The following is a 1,046-nucleotide window of genomic DNA, read 5'->3' as shown; positions in this document are numbered from 1 at the left end:
ATGTTTTGTTTCGCCTAGGCGGAAGGTGTGTTTGTTGTGTTGGTAAATTAGTACCGGTCACCTCCACACATTACTGTGCTTCCAGATCCGGCCTATCAACCCCATAATCTCTAGGGAACCTCAAAAGAAACCTCATCTTAAAACAGGCTTCCCGCTTAGATGCTTTCAGCGGTTATCCCTCCCGTACGTAGCCAACCAGCCCTGCTCCTGGCGGAACAACTGGCACACCAGAGGTACGTCCGTCCCGGTCCTCTCGTACTAGGGACAGCCTTCTTCAAGTTTCAACGCGCACGGCGGATAGAGACCGAACTGTCTCACGACGTTCTAAACCCAGCTCGCGTGCCGCTTTAATGGGCGAACAGCCCAACCCTTGGGACCTACTCCAGCCCCAGGATGCGACGAGCCGACATCGAGGTGCCAAACCATCCCGTCGATATGGACTCTTGGGGAAGATCAGCCTGTTATCCCCGGGGTACCTTTTATCCGTTGAGCGACACCACATCCACAAGTAGGTGCCGGATCACTAGTCCCGACTTTCGTCCCTGCTCGAGTTGTCACTCTCACAGTCAAGCTCCCTTGTGCACTTACACTCACCACCTGATTGCCAACCAGGCTGAGGAAACCTTTGGGCGCCTCCGTTACATTTTAGGAGGCAACCGCCCCAGTTAAACTACCCACCAGGCACTGTCCCCAACCCAGATCATGGGCCAAGGTTAGATGCTCAATCCGATCAGAGTGGTATTTCAACAACGACTCCACACCCACTAGCGTGGATACTTCACAGTCTCCCACCTATCCTACACAAACCGAACCAAACAACAATACCAAGCTATAGTGAAGGTCCCGGGGTCTTTTCGTCCTGCCGCGCGAAACGAGCATCTTTACTCGTACTGCAATTTCACCGGGCCTGTGGTTGAGACAGCAGGGAAGTCGTTACGCCATTCGTGCAGGTCGGAACTTACCCGACAAGGAATTTCGCTACCTTAGGATGGTTATAGTTACCACCGCCGTTTACTGGGGCTTAAATTCTCCGCTTCGACCCACAA

The 1,046-nt window shown here is 53.3% G+C and carries 1 rRNA gene; it reads right to left on the bottom strand.

The features are described from left to right. Positions 1-26: 26 nt before the first annotated feature. A 23S ribosomal RNA gene (locus BMZ01_RS10940) occupies positions 27-1,046 on the bottom strand; the annotation flags it as partial.

Source organism: Corynebacterium spheniscorum, from assembly GCF_900113445.1.
Classification (GTDB): Bacteria; Actinomycetota; Actinomycetes; order Mycobacteriales; family Mycobacteriaceae; genus Corynebacterium; species Corynebacterium spheniscorum.
This window is presented reverse-complemented; position numbering and strand designations above follow the sequence as displayed.